We start from the raw sequence: 21,305 nt of genomic DNA on the forward strand, positions 1-21,305 counted from the left end.
AATTTCCCCTTCCTGGGCCGCAGTCCTATGGTTATTTCTACCTCTCGGATTCAAATTTCCCCTTCCTGGGCCGTAGCCCTATATCTATTCCTACCTCTCAGGCCCAATTTTCCCTTCTCAGGCCGTAGTCCCATGGCAAATACTACCTCCCAGATTCCGAAAATCTGTAATCCAGGGGTATTCTAGTCCTGTTGCACAGTTGATATCTCAATAATCGGATTCTTAGCCCCGCATCTCCGCCCCAATCCAATACAATATAAGGGCTTTTTTATTCTATAGGGCAGTCTGGAGACCCCTATAAAAAATAAACAGCACGCTCTGCGAACTGTCTATTGTCATGAATAAAAAACAGATAAAACTGCGCAATACCTGCAAACAATCTTATCTGCTTTTTCTGATTCGGTTTTTCTAATTCTGTTCTTATTTATCTCATACAATTTCCGCAGGGTGTATATCCCTGATCAATGAGTGTTTCCTTATCTCCTTTATAGTATGCTATATTGTCCTCATCCATGGAATTTACGGAGCCGCAGTCCGGCAGGTGAATCTTCTTTGTATGGATATTTAGAATATAATCACATGCCTCTCTCGTAGAATTACTGAGGCTTCCTCTTGTTTCCTTCTGAGTCTCCTCATCTGCTCCCCGGGAGCTGTCTCCCGGCGTATAGTCGTTGCAGGGCTCCTGATCAAAGGTAATGCCCTGGCCTCTGCTTACAGCGGTAATGGTCCCCTGTCTGTCTGTGCGGAACAGAGGTACCTGAAACTCCTGGAGCAGCTCCACGGTATCCTGCCGGGGATGGCCGTAGCTGTTTCCCTCTCCGCAGCTGATCACTGCCCAGGAAGGATTCACCGTCTGAAAAAATTCCCGGCTTACATGAGAGCCATGATGGTTCATCAGCATAACGTCTGCCTGAATATCTATGCCTGCCTCTAAAATCTCCTGCTCACCCTCCAGGCCAATGTCTCCGCCTATGAAAAACCGGTCCCCACCGTTTTCCAGAACAATTCCCACAGAATCCTGGTTTTCATCTTCATGTCCATAGCTCACTGGCGAAACGATCCGGAAACTGGCGCTTCCCAGAGAAAACTCCTGCCCCACCAAAGGATGGATAACCTCATAGCCCTTCTCCTCCACCACTTCTCTGTAAGAATCATAAATAGAGGAATCTGTTTCATAATCTGCCGTGATCAGGGTTCCTACAGGAAAATTGTAAAGAGCACCGATAGCTCCGGCCAGATGGTCTTCATCAAAATGAGAGATCACCATGTAATCCAGCTTTTCAATCCCCTGCTGTTTCAAATAGCTGACTACAAAGGAAGAACTTTCTCTGGGGCCTCCGTCTATAAACATCGTCTGGCCTTCCGACTGGACCACCATGGCATTTCCCTGGCCTACATCCAGATAAGTCACCGAAAGTTCTCCTGTGCTGCTCCCGTCCTGGTTCCCCTGGATATTACTGTTATTCTGTGTCTCTTCCGCCTGGGCTGTCTCATCCTCCAGAGTCTCAGCCTGGACCATTCCTCCCTGGCTGCTGCAGCCAGAGAGAATCGTCCCCCCAAGGAACAGCAGCCCGAAAAACAGGGCCAGCCGTCTTTTACTCAGAAACTGCCATCTGGTTCCAGATTTCCACATCTTTGTCCACAACATATCCGCTTCCACCTCTGCCTTTTACATCTTCTACCATATTCAGCATCAATACTGTGTTCTCATCTGATTCTCCCACATTGTATACTGCAAACCAGCCCAGCTCCGTGCCTTCTGTATCTTCCTGGGATTCTTTGATCTCTGCAGTGCCGGTCTTACCTGCAAGGGTTACTCCTGCAACGGAAGAAGCTGCGTGTCCGGTGCCTCCTGCATCGCTGACTACTTCCTGCATATCCTCATATACTGTCTGGGCTGCCTCTGGAGTAAAGGCGTCCTCAATCCAGTAAGAAGCTGTCTTGCCTTCTTCATATTCCAGATAAGGAGCGATCATATCTCCTTCATTAAAGAATGCGGAATAGATGCAGGCCAGATGAAGAGGATTCACCAGGATCTGTCCCTGGCCGTAACCGGAATCTGCCAGCTGGATTTCCGTGTCAATTCCCTCTGTATTAGAATACTGAGAGGAAGTCATAACAATGTCAAAAGGAATATCCTGATTAAATCCCAGTTTCTCTAACTGCTGGGCAAGGGTATCCGCTCCGATCTGAAGAGCCGCTTTTGCAAAGTATATGTTATCCGAATACACCAGCGCATTCCTCAGATTGGCTACTCCGCTGTATTCATGAAGGGTAGTTACATAATAGTCACCCCAACTGCTGTCTTTCTGCCAGGACAGTCCGCTGGCTCCCAGATCTTCCTCTGCGTTCAAAGTTCCTGTACTCAGTCCAATGGCTGCAATAACCGGTTTAAAGGAAGAGCCGGGCACCCAGGTCTGACGGAATCGGTTATAGAGAGGCTGGGTCTCATCATTATTCAGAGAGTCCCACTGTTCCTGGGATATTCCCAGAACAAAGTCCATGCTGTCATAGGAAGGCGTAGACACAAGAGCCAAAATTTCTCCTGTCTTAGGATTCATAACTACAGAACAGCTTTCGTCCTCCTGGTAAGCCTCATAAACTTTTGTCTGCCAGTTGATATCTATAGTCAGAGTAATATCCTCTCCATCCTGGGCTGGCTCCATAGCCAGAGCCTCTTTCTCATTTCCCTCTGAATCTAAAATAGAGATTTTGTGCCCGTCTCTGGCTCTGAGCCGTTCCTCATAAAGGCTTTCCAGTCCGCTCTTTCCGATAATGCTCTGGTCGTTATAGCCCTGGTCCGCCATTTCCTCCAGTTCTTCTGCACTGATTTGCTGGACGTAGCCCAGAAGATGAGCTGTGCTCTCTCCATAAGGGTACACCCGGCTCTCTGTCTCAGAGATCATTACTCCCGGGTAGGACAGCAGAGCCTCCTGAACTGTCTGTCCAGTCTCATTGCCATCTGCATCTGTATAAGGCTGGTCCAGCTGCTCCTGGGTCATTTCTTTTAAAGGCACAAAACTATCTGTCTGGACCCAGGATGCGTCCAGGCTGGAGTTAATATTATCTTCTGTAGTTCCCAGTATCTGGGCAATTGCCTGGATTTCCTCCTGGGGCTGTACATCCATTTTCCCCGGCACCAGACCTACAGACTGTACGGTTCCCTGACCTGCCAGCAGGTTCTGATTCCGGTCATAAATGCTCCCTCTCTCTGCTTCCAGAGTGGTGACGCTTACCCTGTCGTTTTCTCCCAGGGATGGATAAATCATGGCATCGGTCCATACAATCTTCCAGTCTCCGTCCTCTCGCTCAAAGGCCGTATTGTTATCATAGGAAATCTCTCCTGCAATGGTATTCATAGTCACACTGTAGGATAGCGGCTGCCCTCTGTCCTGACCTTCAGAAATATCAAGCTGGATGTCAGAAGCCTCAATACCTTCATAGATATTCTGGTTTCTGGTCACAAAATCCTCCTGAGAGACTGTCTCCTGGGAAGAGCTGTCCAGAAAGTCGTACATCTTCTCATACTCGCCTGCTTCTATACAGGCCATATACTCTTTCAGTACTTCTTCCCTGGAACCTGAAAACACATTCTGGTACAGGAAAACTCCTGCCCCAGCTCCCACTGCCAGCACCACTACGCCGGCCAGCGTCCCGATGAGTATCTTTTTTTTCTGATTTTTTTTCTTTCCTTTTTTCTTCTTTGCCATTCTTTTCACCCCTTATTACCTTACATGGCAAACACTAAATCTTCCTGCTTCCTGTATACTTTCTTTCTGGATTTTACTGAGCAGCCTCTTCTGTCTGGGTTTCTTCTGCTGTCTCAGTGGTTTCTGTTATGTTTGCAGTTGACATAATAGCATCGCAAGCCACATTCCAGAGTACATTGCCTTTCAGCACAGTCATATCTGAATACATGCTTTTAATAGCCTCACCATCAGAGAAACCGCTGAGCTGGGCGAATTCATCCAAAGCCTTCTCATAATCTGCTTCTGTAAGGGTAATTCCCTCTGCATCAAGGATCGCCTGGGTGATCATATACTGAGACAGATAGCTTTTAGCTGTCTCGTCAAAGCTTTGATCTGCCTCCTCCTGGGATATCCCCTGAGATTCCAGATATTCGTCAAGGCTCACACCATAAGTTGAGGTATACAGATTATCCATCTGAGTCTCAATGTCCGTTTTCAGGTCATTCAGGGCCTCCTCCGGGTAATCCTTAATCTCTGAATTTTCTGTAACCTGCTGGAATAAATCGGATTTCACCTGACTTTCATACTCATTGTCCGTCTGCTGGACCAGGCTTTCCTTCTGGGCATTGCGATATTCCTCTGCGGTAGAGTAATCTGTGTTGGCAGCCACCCACTGGTCTGTAAGCTGGGCAGGCTCTGAAATTGAGTTTATTGTCACTTCAAAGACCACCGCCTGACCCGCCAAGTCCGGATTTGGACTGTAATCCTCCGGGAAAGTCAGGTCCAGACTTACTGTCTCACCTTTCTTATGGCCGATGAGACCATCCTCGAATCCATCAATAAAGCTGCCGGAACCGATAAGCAGATCCTGCCCCTGAGCTGAACCTCCGTCAAAGGCTTCCCCATCCAGGTATCCTGTATAATCGATATTTACTGTGTCATTTTCCTGGACAGCCCGGTCTTCTGTAACCTCTACCGGATCATAATTATTAATAAGCTGTCTCTCTATGTAGGAATCCACATCCTCTTCTGTCACTTCGGCTTTCGGTTCCTCTTCCACAGTCAGGTTCTGGTACTCTCCCAGAGTCACATAGTCCTCCAGATTGTCTACATCCACAGCCACTACCAGTCCCTCTTCGTTGACCACAGATTCTTCCTCTGTCTCCTGGGCAGTATTTTCGGTATTTTCATTCTCTTCCTCATTAGAGCATCCGGCAGCAAGGCCAAGAACACCCACAGTCAAAAGAAGGGCTACAAGTTTTTTCTTCATGCTTTCATTCCTCTCATTAAAAATTAGCTTTATAAATGGTGTTATACCACATATAGGCCTAAATTGAAAGGCTTTCTCTCCATTTTTAGTTGCCTTTTCCAGGAAACAATGCTAGAATAGTTGAAGTATGACATAGAGATTCTAGGAGGTTTTATACAAATGAATGGCTGGATAGTATTTTTTATAATCATGGCTATTTTGATCGTCGGCCTTGTTGTCCTCTATTTCTTTGGCAAAAGGGCCCAGAAAAAAAGAGATGAACAGCAGGAGCAGATGGAAGCGGCAAAGCAGACCATCACCATGCTGGTAATTGATAAGAAACGACTTCCCATTAAGCAGTCAGGACTTCCACAGATGGTCATCGACCAGACTCCCAAGCTTATGCGTCGTTCTAAACTGCCTATCGTAAAGGCAAAGATCGGTCCCAGAATCATGTCTCTGGTGGCTGATGAATCTGTATACGATCTGATTCCTGTGAAAAAGGAAATCAAAGCTGAAGTAAGCGGTATCTATATTATGAGCGTAAGAGGCCTGAGAGGTTCTCTGACACCGCCGGCCAAGAAACCTGGTTTCTTCCAGAGGATGAAGGCAAAGGCATCAAGTCTGACCAATAAAGAATAAATATGACCATTACTAAAAAGCTCCCGGTAACATCGGTACATAAATGTTTCCGGGAGCTTTTTTCCTGTTTATTCCATATAACAGAACTTCATGATCCTGATCTTACAGCGTTGCATCCAGAGAAAAATTCCCTGCTTCTTTAGGTTTTACATTAATCTGTATCTGGCAGTCTGCCGCATGCTCCGCATTAATCTCCAAAGCATAATCAATAGCCAGATCCAGCCCTGCTTCTTCTTCCTTCACCGCAATCTTTGTGGCGGCGATCCCCATCTGGAGATTTCCAAAAGGAGTGGCGTAATATGTAAGGTTCTTCTTATTCTCCTCAAAGATCATCTGCACGTTGGTAACGCCTTTTTTCTTTACCTCCACGCTTTTGTCCGTAATCTTAATAGTATTCCGGGTAGGCTCTGAAAAGCCTTCGGTGACTTCGTCAAAAAGTATGTAATGATGGCCGTTTCGGTAGTAGTAGTCTCCCTTTGCCACCAGCTCTACTTCTTCCGGATTTTCTATATTTTCCAGGGTCTGAAGGCCCCTGATGGTAACTAACACATCTTTTTCCATTTCTCAATACTCCTCTATCTGTATCTGCTTGGTAGTTTTCACATCATAGGGAAGAATAGAATTGGCAAATTTCTGGAAATGCTCTTCCTCATCGCTGACAAAGAACCGGTAAGGAAATTCTTCCTCTTCTTTTCCTTCTCTTAAAAGTCCCTTATCTTCCAGCAGTCTTCCCAGAGCCAGAGCCGTTTCATAGGCGGGATTTACCAATGTTACTTTATCTCCCACCAGACTCTTCAGAAGAGAGCGGAGAAGGGGATAATGGGTGCATCCCAGTATCAGGGTGTCAATGTCCTGGGAAAGAAGGGGATCCAGATACCGCCTGGCCACCTCCAGAGTAATCTCGTCCTTGAGCCATCCTTCTTCCACAAGAGGTACAAACAAAGGACAGGGCTGGCCGATGACCTGTATTTCCGGATCCTCCTTCTGTATCACTTTCTGATACAGCCCCGACTTCACAGTCCCTCTGGTTCCGATAAGCCCGATTTTTTTATTTCTGGTAGTCTCCACCGCCACCTTGGCCCCCGGCTCTACTACGCCGATCATGGGGACATCTGTCTCCTCAGATATGGTCTCCAGGGCCAGGGCGCTGGCCGTATTGCAGGCCACCACAATGGCTTTGACCTCCTGAGTCTTCAGAAATCTGACAATCTGACGGGAGTAGCGGATAATGGTTTCTTTTGATTTGCTTCCGTAGGGAACTCTGGCCGTGTCTCCAAAATATACGATTTTTTCCTGGGGAAGGTTCCGCATGATCTCTCTGGCAACGGTCAGGCCTCCTACCCCTGAGTCAAACACACCGATAGGGGCATCCTTTATTTCCTTCATATAATAACCTCTTTACCTGTTTCTATCGCTGTGTTTCATTGTACCCTTAACCCCGGCAGATTGCAAGACTAAAACCATTTAAATCCCACCCTGACTTTTTTCTTTTCCTCCGGATTTCCAAGGATTGCCTGAAATTCTTCCTCTGTAAGGACTTCTTTCAGCTCTTCCTTTTTCTCCTGAGACACGATCCCCCAGGTGTCGTCTATAAAGCAGAGACTGGGATAGAGGACGCACCACCAATTTTTTCCTTCCGCCTTTCCGATCCGTATATTAAGAGCCTCATATTCTCCTGCGGGAAAGGTGCAGTCTCCATAGGTCTTGTCAGGGAAATAGGCCGTTTCCACACTGGCAGCTACAGGATAGGTCTCTCCCTGGCTCTTTATGGTTTCTGCAGCGGCATTTTCTATATCAGAAAGATTTTCAAGAACCCAGTTTCTGGTTTCTTCCAGCCCTGCCTTTTCTCCAAGCCCCTGGGCCAGACAGTCCACCACAGTTTTTTTCACTGCCATTTTCAGCTCCTGATCCTCCTGACTGTCGCTGTTTGCCACTACATGAAGACGGAAGATTTCTTCTGCGATCCCTTCCTGTATCTCCCTGTCCAGCCGCTGCTGAAGTTCTTCTTTTTCTGCCCGAAAAGCTGCCGCCTGCACCGACGTCAGGATTACAGTACCCATAAGGCCAATCAGAACCGCCCACAGGAAAGTCTTTTTATTTATCTTAAATCTCTTCATCTATGTAACACCTCCTGATCTTATCAGGAGTGTTGACGGATACTTGGCTTTTTATTCACGATTGTTACTTCGGGAAGTTCCGGCAGCTCCTCCTCCCTGTGCCAGGCCCCGTACAGATCCTGAAGCACTGCTGCCTCCTGTTCCTTTTCCTCCAGGGTGTTCTCCAGGATTCCGGTGAGATAGTCCCCCAGGGAATCTACTCCCTGTCCGTCCAGGCTCATCAGCTCTTCCATATCCTCTGTGGCAAACACATAGATATTTCCAGCTACTGCAGGATTCTCTTCCAGAAAGGCCAGAAGTTCTTCCAGAGCCTCTCTGTTGTTCAGGATGCCCTCTCCCAGGACCAGGGCTTTGATATGCCCCATATCCAGATAATTTTCCTGGTTTTCATTAAAACGGTCCTGGGCATCCTCAGGAGTCAGCCCTTGGTAGACCAGGGACTGTTCTTCCCCGGACTGGGTCTCCTCTTTGTTCTGCCCTGTGACTTTTGACAGCTGGGGAATCCCATAGACAATCCGATAATGTCCGTCTTCATAATCTACCCCCATGGAAAGGGGAAAGACCCTGTTCTCCAGAGAAACTCCGCATCCGGAGAGAAAAAGAAGAGAGAGGCTCAAAAGCCCTGTTTTTATAATTTTTCCCCTGGTTCCTGTAAATCCTGCCAAAATCAAAAGGAAAAACAGCAGAGGACCGTAAAGCTCTATAGTAATTCGTACAAAAAAGCTTGCATCAACTCCTGCTCTCTCACAGGCCAGGGCTCCCAGAACTACTGCTACACCGGCAAAAAGTGCTGATTTTTCCAGATGGATTCTGACCAGAAGCTCATGACTGTAAAAAAACACACTGCCCAGACTGAAAAGAATTCCAAACACAGCCGCTGCAACCCAGAAAATATCCACCCTTTCCAGGAAATCTCCTGGAAGACGGATGCCGCTCATAAGCCGTATCATAGGATATTTCTCATGTTCATAGCCGCCCAGTCCGAAGCTTCCCTGCAGGATAATAAGGGCCAGTACCAACAGCCCTGTAATCAGCCCTATAGTTCCCCACATGACTTTTCCCGTATCTCCCGGCCTGGTTACATTTCCCAGTGCCACAGGAAGAAACCCAAAAGGCAGAAACACACACAACATCTCCCAGCTCCCTCTGACCCAGCCGGATAAAGTCAGTTCTCCCATTTCCTCCAGATATTCCGGACGGACCTGAAGAGACGCCAGAACCGTCATTCCCACCAATATCAGAACCAGCACCGGAAAAGATATTTCTGCCATTCTCCCTCTCCGCTCCAGTCCTTGATGACTGCCCAGATAAGCGGCAAAAGCCGCCAGGAGTATCACTGCCCAGGCTTTGCTGCCTTCTATCAGAAATCTGCCTGTGATCCTGGCAGTCATGAGAAGAAGGTATACTCCCATAAACCACAGCCAGGAGGTATAAAGAAGAGTAAAAATCTTTCCCCACACTTTCCCCATATATTTTTCCGGCGCCTGAAAGAAATTCCTGAGTCTGACAAAATAAATACATAAAATCCCATAAATTCCCGCCGCCGTAAGGAGACAGAGGACTCCCTGCCTCCCTGTCATCTCCGGCAGCACCGGCACTGCCAGGAAATAGATTCCCAGCAGCCCTGTAAGAATCTGCCGGAAAAGCTGTCTGTGGGAAATTCTGGCATTATCAGTATACATGGCGCTCCCCCTTTTCCTTTATCTTTCTCCCGTCCCGAAGCCTTATCTGCTCTTCCTTTCTGGCATATACCGGGCGTCTGGTAAGGAAAGGCAGCGGGAAGCGGATAAAGCTGTCCCGTTCTCCGCTGTAGCCCTCTTTATTCTGTGCAGCAAAAGGAGACAGGTAGGGAATTCCAAAGCTTTTCAGTCCTGCCAGGTGGCTCAGGACCAGATACAGGCCCAGCAGCATTCCAAAAACCCCCATAGTCCCGCCCAGAATGACAAAGCCGAATTTCAGCAGGCGGAAAGGCGCCGAAAACTCATCTGTAGGAATGGCAAGGGAACTGAGGGCGGTTACAGCTACCACCACTACAACAATAGGACTTACCAGATTGGCAGTTACCGCCGCCTGTCCTATGATCAGCCCTCCTACAATACCAATGGTCCCCCCAAGAGGCCCGGGCATCCGAACCCCTGCCTCCCGTATGGTCTCAAAGGCCAGTTCCATAAGGAGCACTTCCAGCATTCCGGGAAAAGGCACTCCCTGTCTGGCTTCTGAAAAGGATAATATGAGATTTGTGGGAAGAACCTGGGTATGAAAATTCGTTACTGCCAGATAAGTGCCGGAAAACAATAAGGTCAGGATTACTGCCCCGTACCGAATCAGGCGCTGAAGGGATACAATAGCAAAACGATTATAATAATCTTCACTTACCTGAAGAAAATCATTGAAAACTGCCGGAAGGAGCAGCCCTACCGGAGAGTGGTCTGTAAGGAGGAGTATCCTGCCGTTTAAGATTTCTGCGGCACATTTATCCGGACGCTCCGTAGTCTGAAACTGGGGAAAGGGAGAAAGCCAGCTGCTTTCTGTCATCTGTTCCAGAACACCTGAGTCCAAAACGCCGTCTATGACAAAGGAATCCAGCCTTTTCTCGATTTCTTCCACCAGGCCGGGACGGACCAGATCCTCCATATACAAAAGCTGGACCACTGTCTGGCTTCTTTCTCCCAGGGTCTTCTGTTTTACTTTCAGCCTGGTGTCCCGGATCCGCTTCCGCACCAGAGCAGAATTGGTCTTCACAGCATCGGTAAATCCTTCTTTGGAGCCTCTGAGCACTTTCTCTCTGGTGGATTCTGAAACACTCAGGTTAGGATATCCCTTGCTGGAAACCTTGATGGCCCGGCTGTAGCCGTCCAGGAAAAACACGGCATTTCCTGCCATCATAGAGGCAAACACTTCCTCCATAGTATCCAGAGGCTGGACATCTGAAATCCCCATACCATTGTCCCGGACAAATTCCAGGATTTTATCAGAAGGCATCTCCCACATATGGTTGACCAGTTTTCCGATCACCGAGTCCTCCAGCATCATATTGCTCACCGCCACCTCGATGTAGACCACCAGGCAGCGGATTTTCTTTCCTTCCCCCAGAACCATAGGACGGATAATAAAATCATCACAGTCTTTCAGACGTTTTCTCACATATTCCTCATTTTTTTCTATTTTGCTGGATATCTTTTCACTCATTTGTCTCTCCTTAAAGTTTCTATGTAATAATAAAGGAGCGCCGCCATAAAATGGTGCGCTCCTTTATTATGTGAACTTTTTTCAATTTTATTCCTGCGGTGAATCGGTTTCCTGGTTCAGGCCCCGGATGATTGCTTTCTGCTGATTGTCTATGTGGACCCGTATAAAGTCCAGAGCTTTGGTCTCATCTCCTGCCCGAAGAGCTTCACAGATAGAACGGTGTTCCTCCGCCAGAGTCCTGCGGACAGCAATGTCTTTCAGATACTCCACTCTGTAGCGGTACATCTGCTCCCGAAGATTGTTCAGCAGCTGGACCAGTCTCTGATTATTGGTGGCTTTATAGATGGTATCATGGAATTCCACATCTATTTCCGCCAGCTCTGTAAGATTTCCCGCCTCTATCTGAGCCTGAAATCTTCCCTCTATCTCCTCTAGTTTATCCAGTTCTTCTTTCGTGATCCGCTGGCAGGCCAGAGATACTGCCAGTACCTCCATACCCTTTCTCACTTCCAGCACATCATTCAGGTCCCTTTCTGTAATGGAGGCCACCTTTGCGCCCTTCCTGGGGGCCATGACCACCAAGCCTTCCAGCTCCAGTTTCCGGATAGCCTCCCGGATAGGCGTCCTGCTTACCCCCAGCTTATCCGCCAAAGCAATTTCCATAAGACGCTCTCCCGGCTTCAGCTCTCCTTTAAGGATTGCCGCCCGGAGGGTATTAAAGACTACATCCCTGAGAGGCAGATATTCATCCATATGCATTTCCAGCTCCATGCTTATTTCCTCCTTCCTCCATTGTTAAAAACTGTAGTCAAGAAAACCGTCTTTGCCAGATGGCTGGCCCGAAGTTCTTCACAGGCCTGCTCCGCCGTATTCTTATCATCAAAAAGGCCGAATACTGTAGGGCCGCTGCCGCTCATCATGGCATTTAAAGCCCCATGCTCCTTCATATGATCTTTGATTTCCTGGATTACAGGATACTTAGGTATGGTCACTGTTTCCAGAACATTTCCCATTAAATCGGCAATTTTATACAGATTGTGCCATTGAATGGCTTCCAGCATCTTATCAATATTGGGATGATACTCCAGCCTGTCTGCATGAAGGTTCTCATAGACATATTTTGTGGAAACGCTGATTCCCGGCTTTCCGATAAGTACATAGCAGCCGGGACAGGCAGGAAGAGACCTGAGCTTGTCTCCGATTCCTTCTGCCAGAGCAGTGCCTCTTAGCAGACAATAGGGAACATCTGCTCCTACCTTTACTCCTCTCTCCATCAGTTCCCTAACAGTAAGTCCCAGTCCAAACAGACGGTTTACTCCTATCATGGCAGCGGCAGCATCGGAGCTCCCTCCGGCCATACCTGCTGCAACAGGTATAAATTTCTGCAGTTCTACTGTAAGTCCCTGCTGAATATCGAATTCATCCATTAAGAGTTTTGCAGCCTTATATACCAGGTTATTTTCATTTGTGGGAATAAAAGGAAGGTTTGTAGAAATATGGATGCCCGGCTCCGGGCTTATTTCCATTTCCAGCTGATCATACATATTAATAGTCTGCATGATCATGCGCAGTTCATGATATCCGTCTTCTCTCTTTCCTAAAACATCCAGTCCCAGATTGATCTTGGCCAGCGCTCTCAATCTCATGATTTCTCCTCCCTCTGACTTCTGTATATTGTATCCTTTCTAATACATTCCATTCTATCTGAAATATCATTATTTTTCAACAGGTAAAGCAAATGAAGCTGTCGCATTAATCAAAAGTCGAGAATATTTATACATTTTCTTGCTCAGTCTGTGCCGCTTTGAGCCTATGGTCTCAAAGCTATGCTCGACAAATTCGCATAAAATGTATAAATATTCCTGACATATGACTAATGCGGCAGCCCCTTATTTTTCAGATATTTCTATCCCTCTACTTTTTTCATCAGGATCAATGTATCATAAGGTCGGACTTCCTGGTCCTCCAGATGGTTCAGCTGGATAATGGTATCTATAGTGGTATAAAATTTCTTTGCAATGTCCCAGAGAGAATCCCCAGGCTGAACCTGGTATCCTACGATTCCCGGCATGCTGCTCAGTTTCTCTCTATCCAATTCCCTTTCCTCGATTCCCCGGATGATGCCTGTTCTTGTTCCTTTTAAAACCAGGGCGTTCAGATTAATGATGATCTTTGCTTCGATTTCATCACTGTCGATCATGGTAGTGGAAAGCTGCTCCAGATCTGTACGGAGATGGTAGGTGCAGTCCTGGGAAATGCCCGGGGCTTCTATCAGATGGGAAAAAGGTATCATAGTCTCCATAGAATAGAAGGGCATCTCATCATCGCTGATAATATACAGAATCCTCACCTGAACGATTCCCTCTACCAGGATTCCTTTGTCTGTAATGCTGGTCTCATCAATCTTCACATTTCCGTCGCTGTGACAGATCTGAAGGATTTTTCCCTGGCTGTTCTCCGCCTTCACCCTGTCGCTGACTTTACACTTGGAAAAATTTTTCACCAGCAGACTTTCCAGCCTCTTTTCTTCCCGAAGGGCCTGGCAGTCTCTGGCCGGCGTATATACATCCAGAAGAAGGGATATTTCTTCTTCCTCATAAATATTTATCTCCAGATCCAGGACTACATCCACGCCGATCATCCGCTCTTCTCCATCTTCGTCCTGCTTTACCTTTAAATCGCTCTGGGCCATGGAAACTTCCACATTGGGAATCATATCGTTATTACATCCCGGACACTCCAGTTCCTGATAGAAAGGAAGGGAATGTTCCAGCCACTGAAGAGAATTGTTGTCGTCATTTCCTCTATATAGAACAAAAACAAAAAGTTCTCCTTTTACCGCCACCTTATCCTGTTCTGTCCGTATGTCCAGTCCCCGGATTTCCACAGTATTCCAGAGGAGCTGGTAAATATCCGGCTTATTAGACGCCAGACTGATATCCTCCTTTATCCTCATAGTATCTTTTTTATGTACTGCCGTTCCCATGACGGAAAGGTCCTCTTTTTTCTGAGAGATATCCCCGTCTTCCACTCCTATAGGCAGTTCCGTCTCTCTTACTTCCTCTGCATAGGCGGTAAATGTTACCAAAGCCTTAATATTCAGCTTTCTGGAATTGATAAAATGTACTGTAAGGTCTTCTATTTCCCATTTCAGCTGGACCTTGTCGCCGTTTTCCAGTCCCTCCAGATTCAGATTTTCTCCCAGAGGGAGATTCCCCATAAGGCTTTCAATGTTCCGTTCTTCACTGTCGCTGACATAGAGCAGGAATACCTGGAGAGCCCCGGTAATATAAGCCTTTCCCTCGGTAATCTGGATGTCCTCAATCTGGATGTTTCCTTTCTTCTGTATCATCCTTCCCATATCGGGCTTTACATCCGGCACATTCATATCCTCGTCAAAGGTAATCTGGCTCACTGCCTGACACTTTCTCTCCAGCATATGCATTTTCTTTGTTATCAGCTCCACACTACTACCCCTTTTCTATTCAAAGATTACCGGCTCTTCCCGGTATTTCATCTTCACCACCAGGCAAGGATAGGAAGGCTCGTCTGTCAGCTCCTCCTCATCCTCAGGTCCCATAAGTACAGTCTTTATATGAATGGCATTCTCCCACAGAGACAGGTCCTCGATCTGGATGCTGTATCCTCCCGTTTCCTGTTTCCCATATCCCTTTAGCAAATAGAGATATCCCTGATCCTGATAAGTCATCTGGAACTCTTTTTCTTTATTTTCATTGATCAGTTCTTTTACTTTTTCCGGGAAATCTTCTTCCTTCATAACGGTGTATTCCGGTGTAACCCCGTCTCCTGCCCGGACCTTTTCAATGCTGCATCCTCCCAGGAAGCTGCAGAGGATTACAAAAACCAGGATTCCTGCTCCACATCTCCTCATATCTCCCGCCGCCTTCACTTTCTCAACCTTATCAGTAATTTATGCAGGATTTACCAAAAATATGCCTCTTTTTCCTTGCAGATTTTACAGAGATTCATTATAATGGTTCCATGATGACAGGCAGGGCAGGATTCATGCATCTTGATAAACGCTTTTTTATTTTTTGTCTTTTATATACCAGTTGGTATAGAAGGACTGCCGCTGACACTGTAAATTTTATGGAAAAGGATTGAATTATATGTTTCGTTTTATTATTATCTGTATTATTGTAGTAGGATATCTGATTCTGTCCATCCCCATTCTTTTCGGCGAATGGATAGTTGGAAAATCTGATCCGAGAAAAAAAGATATCAGTTCTCTCAGACTCATCCAGGCCGTATTCCGACTGATCCTGAAAGTAACCGGAGCTCATATTACGACCCTGGGCCATGAAAAGGTTCCAAAAGATCAGGCGGTCCTGTATATCGGGAACCACCGAAGTTATTTCGATATTCTCCTTACCTATGTCCTCTGTCCGGACACTACCGGCTACATTGCAAAAAAAGAAATGGAACCCATCCCTCTTCTGTCCAACTGGATGAAATATCTGCACTGTCTGTTTCTGGACCGGAAAGATATTAAAGAGGGGATGAAAACCATACTCACTGCCATTGAGGAAATTAAAAATGGCGTATCCATCTGTATCTTCCCCGAAGGTACCAGAAGCAGAAGCGAAAGCGAACTGGAAATGCTTCCCTTCCATGAAGGAAGTTTTAAGATCGCCACTAAGACCGGCTGTCCCATAATCCCTATCGCTATTCACAATTCTGCAGAGATCTTCGAGGCCCACTCACCTAAAATCCGGCCCTGTAAAGTGGTGGTAGAATACGGAGATCCAATCTACCCGGAACAGCTCTCAAAAGAGGAGAAAAAGCGCCTTGGCAGCTATACCCAGAATATTATTCTGGAAATGCTCAAAAAAAATCAGACCGCATAATTCTGCGGTCTTTTTCTTTTGATTTCGTCTTTCTCCATACAGGAGACAAACTTCCGAAGATTTATCCTTGAAGAGCTTCCAGGATCTTCCCAAACTCCATAAAGTGGGAAGCTTTCACCAGAACATTATCTCCCTTTTTCAGGATTTCAGGAAGGACTTCCAGCAGTTCCTCCTTAGACTCAAAATGCCGGATTTCCTTTGCAGGGGCTGTAAGCCGGGCAGCCTCTGCCATATAAGCAGACAGGGGGCCTACGCAGAGAATCCTGTCAATATTTTTCGAAGCGGCATACACCCCTACCTCCCGGTGCATTTCCACCTGATCCTCTCCCAGCTCTCCCATATCTCCCAGAATAGCGGTCTTTTCTCCCAGGGCATCGGACAGAACATCCAGTGATGCTTTCATGGATACTGGATTTGCATTATAGCAGTCATCAATAATGGTATATCTGTCTGTATGGATAATGTGGAATCTGCCGCTTACAGGCTGAAGGCTTTCGATACCCCGGCGGATTTCCCCATTGGAAAGCCCGTAAATCCTTCCCACTGCTGCTGCGGCCAGAGCATTATATACCATATGCTGTCCCGGAACAGGGATCAGCACTGAAAAGCTGTCTTCTCCAATATGTATCCGGCAGGAAATCCCCTTCAGTCCCTCAGGCTGTACCTGGTCTGCCCAGACTTCCCGGCCCTTCTCCAGGCCGAAGAACACTGGCTTAATGCCCTTTACTTCCTGCACTGTGATCAGCTTATCGTCATCTCCGTTTAAAACGATATGTCCATCTTCCCGAAGGAAGTCAAAGATTTCTGTCTTAGCCTTTAAAATTCCGTCTCTGGATTTGAGAAATTCCAGATGGCACAGACCGATATTAGTAATAACACAGGTATCCGGTCTTGCAATCTTGGCCAGCCGGTGCATCTCTCCAAAATCACTGATGCCCATTTCCAGCACTGCGATCTGGTGTTCCTCCCGAAGGTTGAAAACCGTAAGAGGCAGACCCAGCTCATTGTTAAAGTTCCCCTGGGTCTTCAGTACCTGATATTTCTGAGAGAGAACAGAAGCGATCATCTCTTTTGTACTGGTCTTTCCTACACTGCCTGTAATGCCCACTACAGGGATTTCCAGTTGTTTCAGGTAGTATTCTGCAATGTCTTTCACCGCCTGAAGAGAAGAGTTTACCTGGATATACGGGTAAGGCTTCTCCCCCAGATCTTTTTCTGTAAGTGTGGCCAAAGCGCCTCTTCCCATGACTCCTTCGATAAAGTCATGGCCGTCTGCCCTGGCGCCTTTTATGGGAACGAAGAGTCCTCTCTCCTGGATTTTTCTACTGTCAGTGGAAATCCCTTCCACTTCTCTGGTCTTGTCTGCCTCGGACCCTTTATAGATTCCCTGGCAGGCCTGGGCAATATGTTCCAATGTCAGGTTTTTCATCACCTGTTTCCCCCTTTACCGATATTTATTAAATGAAACCTCTATGAGCTTTTCGCAAAGCCGGGGATAGCTCATTCCGATAACTTTGGCTTCCTGGGGGATCAGGCTGGTAGGCGTCATGCCCGGCAGGGTGTTTGCCTCCAGACAATACATATTTCCCTCATCATCCATAATAAAGTCCAGTCTTGCATAGGCCTCCAGATGAAGGGCTTTGTAGCCTTCTTCTGCATATCTCTGCATCTCCTTGGTAAGTTCTACAGAAATTTCTGCAGGACAGGTCTCTATGCAGGAGCCCTCCTGATATTTATTCTTATAATCATAAAATCCTTCCAGGGGCGCGATCTCAATGACCGGATAGGCCTTTCCGTCTACCACTGCCACAGAAAACTCCCGGCCCTGGACAAACTGCTCCACAACCACTTCATTTTCATAGGAAAAGGCTTCAGCCAGTGCCAGTTCATATTCCTTCTGATCCTTTGCAATACATACTCCTACGCTGGAACCGCCGCAGCAGGGCTTTACGATCACTGGAAATTCCATGCCGTAGTCAGACAGCTTTGAAGTACAGGTTTTCTTCTCCAGAGTGATCCCCCTGGGAGTAGGAATGCCGGCTGCCTCAAAGACCATCTTAGTAATCCCCTTGTCCATTGCCATGGCGCTGCTGAGATGCCCTGAGCCGGTATAGGGAATTCCCATAAGGTCCAGCACAGACTGCACCTTTCCGTCCTCTCCGTTGGCTCCGTGAAGAGCCAGGAAAACAATGTCTGCTGCCCTGCAGATATCCAGTACATAAGGACCGAAGAATTCTTTCCGTGTCTTCATAGTCTCCTTAAGCAGCTTACTTTTTTCCTGCATCCAGGCAGCTTCTTTCTCAATATCATATTCTGCCGGAAACAAATCTTCTTCCATCTTTTCCCGGCCAAAATAGGCATCTAAAAGGATGGCTCTGTGGTTTCTCTCTCTGAGAGCCCCGCATACGCCTTTTCCGGAAACAATAGAGACTTCCCTCTCTGTACTGTTTCCTCCTGCTAAAACTACTATATTCATATCTGAACTCCTTCTGACCTGTTTTTTATTAATATACAACCACAGGTACGCCTTTTTCAATATTATTGTATATGGTGGCCGCATTTTCCGTAGGTGTGTTTACACATCCGTGGGAGCCGTTGTTAAGGTATATAGAACCGCCGAAACTGGACCTCCAGCTTGCATCATGGATACCTACATTAGCATAAAATGGCATCCAGTAAGATACTGGGGAATTATATCCTTCTCCAACCAATGTGGCATCTCTCTCTTTATACATAATGGCGTAGACTCCGGTTTTGGTATCCCATCCTTTATTATGGCATCCGGTGACTACATCTGTCTCCACGATCAGCTGGCCGTCTTTATAAAACCACATATGCTGCTGCTCCAGACTGATCTCCACATAGGTATTTCCAATATCATTGGTATCCCGGCAGTAGCCTGTGTAGGTATACTCCGGCTCTATGGTCTGAGACTGTCCGCTCTTGACAGCTTCTATAATCTTCGTTGTGGTATCGTTGGGAGCGATCAGCCAGCCGTAATCACCGCCGCTGACCGTAATGGTCTGTCCGGAAGATGCCTTAAACTCTCTGGAACTTCCAAAGGTATCGTATTCATACTGAAGCTGCTGTACATACTCTCTTACCTTTGTCCGGTCCAGGTCCACATTTCCCTCTTCATTGGTAGTCAGCCAGTCCTTCATCACATCTGCATTGATCACTTCCTGTCTATCGGAAAAGTCAATCGTAACAGTAACTGTAAGTAATTTATTTCCTTCATCTCTCTGCTTTGCAAGGTTTTCATCTGTGCTGAGAACGGAAGGTTCCACATAGCAGCCTGCCTGGTCCAGATCCAGAAGGGTCTCCCCGCTGTCAATGGCATTCTTCACCGCTTCTTTCACCTTGTCACTATCCAGAGCCGTACCCTGGGTTTCCTCAACAATCACATACTGTCCGTTCTGAACCTCCAGATGGGCGTCTACAGGCTGTACAACATTTTCTTCTTTAAAGCAGTCCAGAGCCTCAACTGCAGAATTCAAAGCATTTTCATCATAGGAAGTGGTAGCGGACATGGTATAGTCCTGCTGCCTTGCAAAGGCCAAAAACCAGGTGAAAGGATTCTGCTCCTCCTTCAGTTCCTGTATCTTGCCGTCACTTATGTATTCCATACTGATCTGTGATGCGCTGATGCTCTCACTTTTATCTCCCCGTTCCTTCAGAACCAGCTCATAGGAAGCAATCTGGCTCTTCATGTTGCTCTCAACTTCTTCTACTGTTTTTCCTGAGCAGTCCATGCCGTTTATTTCCGTTCCTGACAGAAAACGATTGGAATAGTAAAACACTCCTATGCCATAAGCAATGACCAGAAGCGCCACATATCCGATCAGAACGCCCAGTATGATTTTTTTCGCTTTTTTGTATTTTCCTTTCTTTGATTTCTTTTTTGCCATATTTCTTACCCCTTTTCAAAACTCGCACCTGCGTATCTGATATGCTGTTTCGTTTCAGTATAGCACAAAATTTCTTTCAGACCAACCCGTATCCCTGAGAATTCTCATGTTTCTTATATAATAATCGGCTAGGGAAGAGCCCTTCCCTAGCCGCTGCGATACTGCGGACAGCTCCAGGCAAAGCCTGCCGCTGTCCGCTGGCTGACACCATGTTCTATTTTTCTTCCAGTATTTTATCAATACTTACCAGCTTCACGCTGAGGACAAAAATCTCTGTTGCAAGCTGCAGCTCTTCTAAGGATGGGAAGCTTGGAGCAATACGGATATTGCTGTCCTGTGGATCGATGCCATAAGGATAGGTAGCTCCGGCTTCTGTCATCTTCAGCCCTGCTTCTGCTGCCTTGGCCACAATCTTCTTTGCACATCCTTCCAGAGCATCGAAGGAAATGAAATAGCCGCCCATAGGTTTGGTCCAGGTTCCGATTTCTGCTCCTCCCAGCTCCTGCTCCAGAGTAGCCTCTACTGCTTCGAATTTCGGACGAAGGATTTCTGCATGTTTCTTCATATGTTTGTGCATGCCTACGATACCGCCGAAGAAACGTACATGGCGAAGCTGATTGATCTTGTCATGACCGATAGTCTGAACACTCATATGTTCTTTGATATCTGCCAGATTTCTGGGTGAGGCAGCGATAGCCGCAATACCTGAACCAGGGAAGCTAACCTTGGAAGTAGATACAAATTTATAAACCATATCCGGATTTCCGGCTTTCTCGCACTCATCTAAAAGCTCCAGAAGGAAATCCTGATGTTCGTCATAAAGATGATGGATGCAGTAAGCGTTATCCCAGAAAATACGGAAATCTTCTGCTGCAGGCTTCAGTCTTGCAAATCTCTTTACGGTATCTGCAGAATAAGTGATGCCCTGAGGATTGGAATATTTGGGCACACACCAGATTCCCTTAATGGCCGGGTCAGAACTTACCAGTTCCTCTACGATGTCCATATCCGGACCTGTTGGAGTCATAGGCACATTGATCATCTCGATACCAAAATACTCTGTGATCCGGAAATGACGGTCATATCCCGGAACAGGGCACAGAAATTTTACCTTATCCAGTTTGCACCAGGGAGTGCTGCCGCAGACACCGTGGGTCATGGAACGGGATACTGTATCAAACATAACATTCAGACTGGAATTTCCGAAAATAATAATATGTTCCGGAGCTACTTCTGTCATTTCTCCCAGCAGTCTTCTGGCTTCGGGAATGCCTTCCGGAAGTCCGTAGTTACGGCAGTCGATACCTGTTTCGCACTTTAATTTATCTGTGCTCTTCAGCTCTTCCAGCATTCCCATAGACAGGTTCAGCTGTTCCTTACAGGGTTTTCCCCTGGACATGTCAAGGTTTAACCCCTTGGCTTTCACTTCTTCAAACTGTTTTTCTAACTCGCCTTTCATGGCCTGTAACTGTTCTTTGCTAAGCTCTCTGTACGGTGTCATGGTTCTCCTCCTGGTATTATTTTGAATCTCACTGTTTCCTATTGTATCCGGCATATGATACAGTGTCAAGCCTTTCTTGCATTTTCGTAGTTTTTTACCGGAAAAACAACGGTTATTTTATTTTTATATGCAATTTCACTTT

At 46.7% G+C, this 21,305-nt stretch carries 18 protein-coding genes; 2 read left to right on the plus strand and 16 right to left on the minus strand.

From position 1 onward, the window contains the following. Positions 1–424: 424 nt before the first annotated feature. The 3 genes from B5G33_RS12210 to tig form a co-directional block, all read right to left on the minus strand. Positions 425–1,648, minus strand: a complete 1,224-nt coding sequence (locus B5G33_RS12210) for a ComEC/Rec2 family competence protein (protein WP_242971333.1) — start codon at positions 1,646–1,648, stop codon at positions 425–427. Further along, the gene (locus B5G33_RS12215) at positions 1,596–3,710 is read right to left on the minus strand and encodes a penicillin-binding transpeptidase domain-containing protein (protein WP_087417837.1); all 2,115 of its coding nucleotides are present in this window, start codon (positions 3,708–3,710) and stop codon (positions 1,596–1,598) included. The genes B5G33_RS12210 and B5G33_RS12215 overlap by 53 nt, the downstream gene beginning before the upstream one ends. Before the next feature lie 73 nt (positions 3,711–3,783). Next, positions 3,784–4,959, minus strand: coding sequence for a trigger factor (gene tig, locus B5G33_RS12220; protein WP_087417838.1), 1,176 nt, complete (start codon positions 4,957–4,959; stop codon positions 3,784–3,786). Between the two features lie 159 nt (positions 4,960–5,118). Here tig and B5G33_RS12225 point away from each other — a divergent pair, with 159 nt between their 5' ends. Further along, entirely contained in the window at positions 5,119–5,580 is a 462-nt protein-coding gene (locus B5G33_RS12225; protein ID WP_087417839.1) for a hypothetical protein, read from the plus strand. Between the two features lie 102 nt (positions 5,581–5,682). Here B5G33_RS12225 and B5G33_RS12230 read toward each other — a convergent pair whose 3' ends face one another. The 9 genes from B5G33_RS12230 to B5G33_RS12270 form a co-directional block, all read right to left on the minus strand. After that, the gene (locus tag B5G33_RS12230; protein WP_087272567.1) at positions 5,683–6,141 is read right to left on the minus strand and encodes a DUF1934 domain-containing protein; all 459 of its coding nucleotides are present in this window, start codon (positions 6,139–6,141) and stop codon (positions 5,683–5,685) included. Between the two features lie 3 nt (positions 6,142–6,144). Then, the gene (gene murI / locus B5G33_RS12235; protein ID WP_087272564.1) at positions 6,145–6,966 is read right to left on the minus strand and encodes a glutamate racemase; all 822 of its coding nucleotides are present in this window, start codon (positions 6,964–6,966) and stop codon (positions 6,145–6,147) included. A 68-nt stretch (positions 6,967–7,034) separates the two neighbouring features. Next, positions 7,035–7,697, minus strand: a complete 663-nt coding sequence (gene spoIIR / locus B5G33_RS12240) for a stage II sporulation protein R (protein ID WP_087417840.1) — start codon at positions 7,695–7,697, stop codon at positions 7,035–7,037. 23 nt (positions 7,698–7,720) lie between these two features. Beyond that, positions 7,721–9,379 carry a GerAB/ArcD/ProY family transporter gene (locus B5G33_RS12245; RefSeq protein ID WP_087417841.1) on the minus strand — a complete coding sequence of 553 codons (1,659 nt, stop codon included), beginning with the start codon at positions 9,377–9,379 and terminating at the stop codon, positions 7,721–7,723. Beyond that, positions 9,369–10,886, minus strand: a complete 1,518-nt coding sequence (locus B5G33_RS12250; protein WP_087417842.1) for a spore germination protein — start codon at positions 10,884–10,886, stop codon at positions 9,369–9,371. The genes B5G33_RS12245 and B5G33_RS12250 overlap by 11 nt, the downstream gene beginning before the upstream one ends. Before the next feature lie 87 nt (positions 10,887–10,973). Next, entirely contained in the window at positions 10,974–11,657 is a 684-nt protein-coding gene (locus B5G33_RS12255) for a GntR family transcriptional regulator (protein ID WP_087272550.1), read from the minus strand. 2 nt (positions 11,658–11,659) lie between these two features. Then, on the minus strand, positions 11,660–12,532 hold the full coding sequence (gene ispE, locus B5G33_RS12260) for a 4-(cytidine 5'-diphospho)-2-C-methyl-D-erythritol kinase (RefSeq protein ID WP_087272548.1): 873 nt from the start codon (positions 12,530–12,532) through the stop codon (positions 11,660–11,662). A gap of 260 nt (positions 12,533–12,792) precedes the next feature. Continuing rightward, complete coding sequence (locus tag B5G33_RS12265) at positions 12,793–14,352, minus strand: DUF3794 and LysM peptidoglycan-binding domain-containing protein (protein WP_087417843.1); 1,560 nt, start codon at positions 14,350–14,352, stop codon at positions 12,793–12,795. Between the two features lie 15 nt (positions 14,353–14,367). Continuing rightward, on the minus strand, positions 14,368–14,778 hold the full coding sequence (locus B5G33_RS12270; protein ID WP_087272541.1) for a protease complex subunit PrcB family protein: 411 nt from the start codon (positions 14,776–14,778) through the stop codon (positions 14,368–14,370). A gap of 238 nt (positions 14,779–15,016) precedes the next feature. Between B5G33_RS12270 and B5G33_RS12280 the strand changes: the two genes are divergently transcribed. After that, positions 15,017–15,754: a lysophospholipid acyltransferase family protein gene (locus B5G33_RS12280; RefSeq protein ID WP_087417844.1), complete on the plus strand. Its 738-nt coding sequence runs from the start codon at positions 15,017–15,019 to the stop codon at positions 15,752–15,754. A gap of 61 nt (positions 15,755–15,815) precedes the next feature. Here B5G33_RS12280 and B5G33_RS12285 read toward each other — a convergent pair whose 3' ends face one another. The 4 genes from B5G33_RS12285 to B5G33_RS12300 form a co-directional block, all read right to left on the minus strand. Further along, entirely contained in the window at positions 15,816–17,183 is a 1,368-nt protein-coding gene (locus B5G33_RS12285; RefSeq protein WP_087417845.1) for a UDP-N-acetylmuramoyl-tripeptide--D-alanyl-D-alanine ligase, read from the minus strand. Positions 17,184–17,198: 15 nt separating this feature from the next. Then, positions 17,199–18,230 carry a D-alanine--D-alanine ligase family protein gene (locus tag B5G33_RS12290; RefSeq protein WP_087417846.1) on the minus strand — a complete coding sequence of 344 codons (1,032 nt, stop codon included), beginning with the start codon at positions 18,228–18,230 and terminating at the stop codon, positions 17,199–17,201. A 28-nt stretch (positions 18,231–18,258) separates the two neighbouring features. Continuing rightward, complete coding sequence (locus B5G33_RS12295) at positions 18,259–19,662, minus strand: L,D-transpeptidase family protein (RefSeq protein ID WP_087417847.1); 1,404 nt, start codon at positions 19,660–19,662, stop codon at positions 18,259–18,261. A gap of 214 nt (positions 19,663–19,876) precedes the next feature. Further along, on the minus strand, positions 19,877–21,163 hold the full coding sequence (locus tag B5G33_RS12300) for an aminotransferase class I/II-fold pyridoxal phosphate-dependent enzyme (protein WP_087272513.1): 1,287 nt from the start codon (positions 21,161–21,163) through the stop codon (positions 19,877–19,879). Positions 21,164–21,305: the final 142 nt, after the last annotated feature.

The sequence above is a fragment of the Blautia sp. An81 genome (genome assembly GCF_002161285.1).
GTDB lineage: Bacteria > Bacillota > Clostridia > Lachnospirales > Lachnospiraceae > Blautia > Blautia ornithocaccae.

Bases quoted from the DNA above. Each gene is read 5' to 3' on its own strand.
- B5G33_RS12215 (WP_087417837.1), bottom strand. From the start codon at position 3,710: ATGGCAAAGAAGAAAAAAGGAAAGAAAAAAAATCAGAAAAAAAAGATA.
- B5G33_RS12245 (WP_087417841.1), bottom strand. From the start codon at position 9,379: ATGTATACTGATAATGCCAGAATTTCCCACAGACAGCTTTTCCGGCAG.
- B5G33_RS12295 (WP_087417847.1), bottom strand. From the start codon at position 19,662: ATGGCAAAAAAGAAATCAAAGAAAGGAAAATACAAAAAAGCGAAAAAA.
- B5G33_RS12225 (WP_087417839.1), top strand. From the start codon at position 5,119: ATGAATGGCTGGATAGTATTTTTTATAATCATGGCTATTTTGATCGTC.
- B5G33_RS12285 (WP_087417845.1), bottom strand. From the start codon at position 17,183: ATGAAAAACCTGACATTGGAACATATTGCCCAGGCCTGCCAGGGAATC.
- B5G33_RS12255 (WP_087272550.1), bottom strand. From the start codon at position 11,657: ATGGAGCTGGAAATGCATATGGATGAATATCTGCCTCTCAGGGATGTA.
- ispE (WP_087272548.1), bottom strand. From the start codon at position 12,532: ATGAGATTGAGAGCGCTGGCCAAGATCAATCTGGGACTGGATGTTTTA.
- B5G33_RS12280 (WP_087417844.1), top strand. From the start codon at position 15,017: ATGTTTCGTTTTATTATTATCTGTATTATTGTAGTAGGATATCTGATT.
- B5G33_RS12300 (WP_087272513.1), bottom strand. From the start codon at position 21,163: ATGACACCGTACAGAGAGCTTAGCAAAGAACAGTTACAGGCCATGAAA.
- B5G33_RS12230 (WP_087272567.1), bottom strand. From the start codon at position 6,141: ATGGAAAAAGATGTGTTAGTTACCATCAGGGGCCTTCAGACCCTGGAA.
- B5G33_RS12250 (WP_087417842.1), bottom strand. From the start codon at position 10,886: ATGAGTGAAAAGATATCCAGCAAAATAGAAAAAAATGAGGAATATGTG.
- B5G33_RS12290 (WP_087417846.1), bottom strand. From the start codon at position 18,230: ATGAATATAGTAGTTTTAGCAGGAGGAAACAGTACAGAGAGGGAAGTC.
- B5G33_RS12270 (WP_087272541.1), bottom strand. From the start codon at position 14,778: ATGAGGAGATGTGGAGCAGGAATCCTGGTTTTTGTAATCCTCTGCAGC.
- spoIIR (WP_087417840.1), bottom strand. From the start codon at position 7,697: ATGAAGAGATTTAAGATAAATAAAAAGACTTTCCTGTGGGCGGTTCTG.
- tig (WP_087417838.1), bottom strand. From the start codon at position 4,959: ATGAAGAAAAAACTTGTAGCCCTTCTTTTGACTGTGGGTGTTCTTGGC.
- murI (WP_087272564.1), bottom strand. From the start codon at position 6,966: ATGAAGGAAATAAAGGATGCCCCTATCGGTGTGTTTGACTCAGGGGTA.
- B5G33_RS12210 (WP_242971333.1), bottom strand. From the start codon at position 1,648: ATGTTGTGGACAAAGATGTGGAAATCTGGAACCAGATGGCAGTTTCTG.